Origin of the sequence: Henriciella sp., from assembly GCF_049649345.1 — a bacterium.
Lineage (GTDB): Bacteria > Pseudomonadota > Alphaproteobacteria > Caulobacterales > Hyphomonadaceae > Henriciella.
Genome location: NZ_JBARZC010000505.1, coordinates 1 through 4,990, shown reverse-complemented (window position 1 = coordinate 4,990; position 4,990 = coordinate 1). Strand labels below are relative to the sequence as shown.

Here is a 4,990-nt window from a genome sequence, read left to right as displayed (position 1 = left end):
GGTCATAGGGAATGACACCCGCCACGCGGTCGCGTGCCCCCACCTGGCCCAGCGTCGGGGGCGTGAAGGATGTGCTCCATGAGGAGCGGAGCCGGAATTTTTCGGAGACCGCCCACAACAGACCGGCCTTGGGGTTCGATGTCGATCCGAAATCGGAATAGTCATCGACCCGTCCCGACAGGTTCAGCTCCAGGCGCCGGACCCCAGGCAGGGCATTCTGTTCACCGATCACGGGAATGAAGACCTCTCCGTAAAGCGCCGACACATCCCGTTTGGCGGCGCGCTGGAGGGGCGAGCCCGCATTCGCCAGTTCAAAATCCTCGCGGCGAAACTGCGTTCCAACCGAGGCCTTCACCATTCCCCCTGGCAGGGCGAAGACGTCGCCATTGATCAGGAGGCCGGCCGACCAGAGCTTTGAATCCGTGCTCGAAATGGCGGGATCGAGCAGGTCAGGCAGCACGACCTGGAAGCGTCTGCCATTGCGCAGCTGGCTGTAATTGGCATCGAAGGCCAGGGCCCACCGGTCCGAAAAAGTATAATCGGCACCGAAGCTTGCAGAAAGAGTCTCCGACTTGACCCTGTCCCTGGAGACAGTCGTGAAGGTCGCGATACCGACATTCGATCCTGCGACCTGCCTGTCGGAATAGAGAAGTGTCGAGGAGAGGTCGAGCCTGCTGCCGATTGCCTGCCGGAAGGACAGGAGCGCGCTGTGGCGATCCTGTGCCGGCAGGAGGTCAACGGGACCAGTATCCGGCACCTCGCCTCCGCCGAGGAGCGACGGCGCGGCGATGGAGGGCCGGTCGGCCAGACTCAGCCTGTCGCGGTCGAGAAATTCGTAGATTGCCAGAAGATTGCCGCTCTCCCAGCCGGCCCCGACCGCTTGCGACACGCGATACTCCGTCAGGCCGCCCTGGCTGGCTGTTCCATAGCGCAGCGAGGTCTCTGCGCCTTCGAAATCGTCCCGCAGGACGAAATTGATGACCCCTGCCACCGCATCGCCACCATAGATAGACGAAGCGCCATCGCTCAGCACTTCGACCCGCTCGATGGCAGAGACCGGAATGAGGGAGAGATCCACGAACTCGCCGACCGTCGAGGTCGGCGCCAGCCGGTTGCCATCGAGCAATGTCAGCGTCGCTCCGGCGCCCAGTCCGCGGAGATTGGCTCCGGTCGCATAGGTATTGTTGCGCTGCGAGGCGCTGTCGCCTGGAAAGCCGATCGGCGCGAACTCGGTCGAGCCGCCATCGAAATTCTGCGGCAGGGTCCGCACAAACTGCTCTGCAGAGACCGCGCCAGAGCGGGCAATGTCATCACGCCCATAGACATCGAGCGGCGAGCTTTCCGGCGCAATCCCGCGCAGGCTGGTGCCGGTCACGGTGACCGGTCCGATCCGCATCGCGGTTTCTTCCTCCTCCGGCGCACCTTCCGGTTCCAGTGGCAGGGTCTCCACATCGGCCGGCCGGTCCGGTGAATTGTCCGGCGCCTCTGGAGGCGCCTCGCCCTCGCGGATCACAAATCCGTTGCCGGGTCCCGAGACCGCCACCAGCCCGCTCCCCTCCAGCATGGCATCCACAGCGTCCCGGGGGCTGGCAGCTGAAAGCACAGGTCTCGATCCGCGCCCTGCCACAGCCGCCTCGGCGTAAAGTACCGGGATCCCGGCCTCTCCGCTGAGACGCTGCAGCGCGTCGCCGAGGGGTTGGGCCTCAATCGAGATCTGCGCCTGCGCACCAGCAATACCGCAGATCGCGATCACCGACCAAGAGGCCGCATAAAGCCCCTTCTTCCAGCTTACGTCTTGAAACCCCATCATCCCCTCCGGACAAGATGCCGGCGCCCCGCTGGCCCCCGCTCAAAGGGTCAACAAGTGGGGATCGTGATCGTGCACATTTTCCTGATGCGGACCCCATTGCCTGGGTGAAAGAGGTCTGAACAGGGGCGGAAGCGACGGACTGAAGACTGTCGCACGTTCATCTCGGTAACGCGATGAAGGCGGCCATAGCAGGCATGTGGGCCACGGATAGTCAGGCGCTCCAAAGTCACAGCGGCTGATGCGTCGGTTGCAGGCATCAGCGCAGTTGCGCAAACAGTGAGCTCAATATTTTGCGTGTCGTGCAAGGGGCCGGTTTCTCTGAGGAAGCGTTCCGGTTTCGAGTACGCATATGCGATATCCAATTGAAGCGTTTCGCTCATCTTTCAGGATGCGCGAGCCGCTCCTGCCCCACCCTGGAGCGACCCGGGAAATGCAGCTGGCCGAAAAGGATGGCCGTAACCAGAAGCGCAGCGCCAGGCCGAAATGCTTTGACGGGTCGGCCAAGCACATAGGCTCGCCACCCTCAGACGCTTTTCTCCTCGCTCGACACCAGATCGAGAAGCTCATCACGCAATGGCCGCTGAAGCCGAAGGCTTTGCTCACCGCCTGACAGCCACTCGGCGCATTCGTCCTTTTCGGTCAGAACAACAGGCATCGCCTTGGGATGGATTGGCGCGACCACGCCGTTTGGCTCAGTCGTCAGGAACGCATAGAGGTTGAGCTCGGCCGGAACACGCTGGCGGGTCTTCTTTCCCTCGACAGGCGCCAGTCGTGTGTCGCCGGACCACGGCCGCCAGATACCTGCCATGAAGGCGAAGTCCTGGCCGCTCGGCGCAAACCAGGCATTGCTTCGCCCCCCGGCGGGAACAGGTTCGGCAAAGCACGAGAATGGCACAAGGCATCTATACTCTGCCTCCATCAGCCACTGCCGGTTCACATTCGTCCACCACCGGCTCTCGAGATTGCGAATATTGGTAATCGGCGCCGCCCACTTGCCCGTGCTGGTCCTGGCACTTGTCGGCGGAAACCCCCAGCGCATCATGGCTAGCGCCAGCCTACCTTCACGCCTGTGCAGGACAGGCCCATCCTGGTCAGCGCCGACATAGGCCGGCTCGAGATTGCCGAGCCCCGGCGCCACCGCCAGCGGCAGGTCCAGTTGTTCAACAAACAGACGAAGATCCGAGATCGGTATGTGGTGGCGATAGAGATTACACACGAGACTGCTTTCGCGAGAGGGAAACTCGAAGGCCGCCCTTTGTGACAGGCGCTTCCCATCTCGGAAAGACCTCGACCTTGCGCTCGCCGCAGGAAGAACAATAAAGCCACCTTCTGAGATCAATCACCGTCCAGTGCTGCGGGAATGTCTCGCCCAGGACAAGCGCGCCACGTTTGCATTTCCCATTCTGGCAGATCACCTCATAGCGATAGGCACCCTGAGCCAGGTTTTCAGCAAGCGTGGGAATGTCCATGATCTATTACCCTGAGAGAACGACCTTCATCTCCTGAAGACACTATTCCATCAAGTTCAATCTCTACCGATCTGATCTCATTCCAAAGTGCATTGGTCGCACGGCAACACAGCCGTCGAATCCCTGATCTCTGACAGAGGCATGGTGAAACGCGCTGCCGAAGATCACGCATCCATTTGCCTTCCAGAGATTTGATTGCTGACAGGTATGATGTCTACCTCATCCGACATTGCGCTAAATTGAAGTGGCTCGCCCCAACTTATTATTCGAAACCACTGAAGGCATAGGACATATGATAGAGTTTCGACCGGTTGGACCAACGTCGCCCCCTCAATCAGGCGGTGCGTCATATAATCTAAAATAGAGTCTTGGCGCGTGCGGGCGACTGTGTTTAGATCGGAATAACAGAGCGTGTGGGTGGGTGATGCTCGTTCGAATTTCAATTGTCGTGGCATTTTTGTCTTGGTCTGCGTGTGCTGCACAGGCTGATCCGATCATCGAGTTCAGGTCGCAATTGGAGACGAAGTGCGAAACAGCCCTCGCATCGGCGCGCGAAGAACTATCAAATAATTGGCCAGATGATGCTCCCATCGTGGAAAAACTCAGCATCGATGTCGTGCTGCAGACGGCTGAAGACCACTTCAAGTATTCAAAGACCGCAGATCAACGACAATTTGACGATAATGACGTGCTGGCATGCCGAACGACACTTCCTGGCGCGGCGTGCAAGCCGCCGGCAGAAGCGACCGCGACTATGGACCATGGCTACAAGTCTTCAGTCCTGTTTGCAGCCGACAAACCGGCTGGCGAGATCCGGAAGGCCCTGCTTTACCTTTTCAACAAAGCGAAGGCCTCCGATTGGGTTGCAACTGAACCCACCCGGTCCGTTTTTATCCAGCCGGTCTGGTCAGCCGCTATCTGCGTCGACGCACCGTGTTCGGGTACATCGATGCACAAGACGCGAAGCAGCCGTTTCGTGGACGCAGCTTCCAGACCGAACGGCAAAGAGCAATTTGATTTTGAGAGTGTATATGTCGCTGATTATATCGGCGGCAGGCCGTCAATTGCCGTCTATTGTGTTGGCCCGAGAAACAGCGTCCCGTTTGACGACACGGTCTCCAATCCCCTGATGACGGCAGTCGATGACGTGTTTGTTGCGGGCGCCAGTATCTCCGACCAGGTCGCATCGACGATCCTGCCAACATACGAAGCGGCAGATGATCACCGACCACCTCGGCGCGAGGAGAAACCTCTGGCTGCCAACCCCACTCCTATTAGCGCCGCAGGAGCAAAACCAAAAAAGAACGAAGACACTGAATTCACCCGTGGCCTGATGATCGTTAAGGACCCGTCTCAGTTCGCGCAGGCCAAACCCAAAGGCGTTGAGATAGGGGCGGACGTCAGCGCTGATGGATCTGAAAGCGCGATCACACTCGATTTGGCCCTGGGCCTGACATTTGGAGCAACCGATAAGTGGGCCGCATGCAAACGCCCGCTCCCTGCCAGAACGGATGGCGGATGTGAAGCAATATCTGGCGAGGGGGGCGGCAGGCGTCTTTACTCCCTGTTCGCGGCCTATTCGCAGGCGCCAAGCTCCGAGATTCTCTATAACCGGGACATCCTGCAATTTGATCTTGATGAAACAGGAGTACGTCCGAGCGATCCATTCGATCCGACTCTCGGAGAATTTCCAACAAAGAAGGAGCCCTTT

At 59.4% G+C, this 4,990-nt stretch carries 3 protein-coding genes; 1 reads left to right on the top strand and 2 read right to left on the bottom strand.

From position 1 onward, the window contains the following. Both WA989_RS13985 and WA989_RS13980 read right to left on the bottom strand, forming a co-directional pair. Positions 1-1,807: TonB-dependent receptor domain-containing protein (locus tag WA989_RS13985; RefSeq protein WP_424341102.1), on the bottom strand; the 1,807-nt coding region annotated here is incomplete at its 3' end. Positions 1,808-2,333: 526 nt separating this feature from the next. Then, positions 2,334-3,026 carry an SOS response-associated peptidase gene (locus WA989_RS13980; RefSeq protein WP_424341101.1) on the bottom strand — a complete coding sequence of 231 codons (693 nt, stop codon included), beginning with the start codon at positions 3,024-3,026 and terminating at the stop codon, positions 2,334-2,336. Positions 3,027-3,703: 677 nt separating this feature from the next. On the opposite strand from WA989_RS13980, the gene WA989_RS13975 reads away from it, so the two are divergent. Continuing rightward, a partial coding sequence (locus WA989_RS13975; protein ID WP_424341100.1) for a hypothetical protein occupies positions 3,704-4,990 on the top strand: 1,287 nt, incomplete at its 3' end.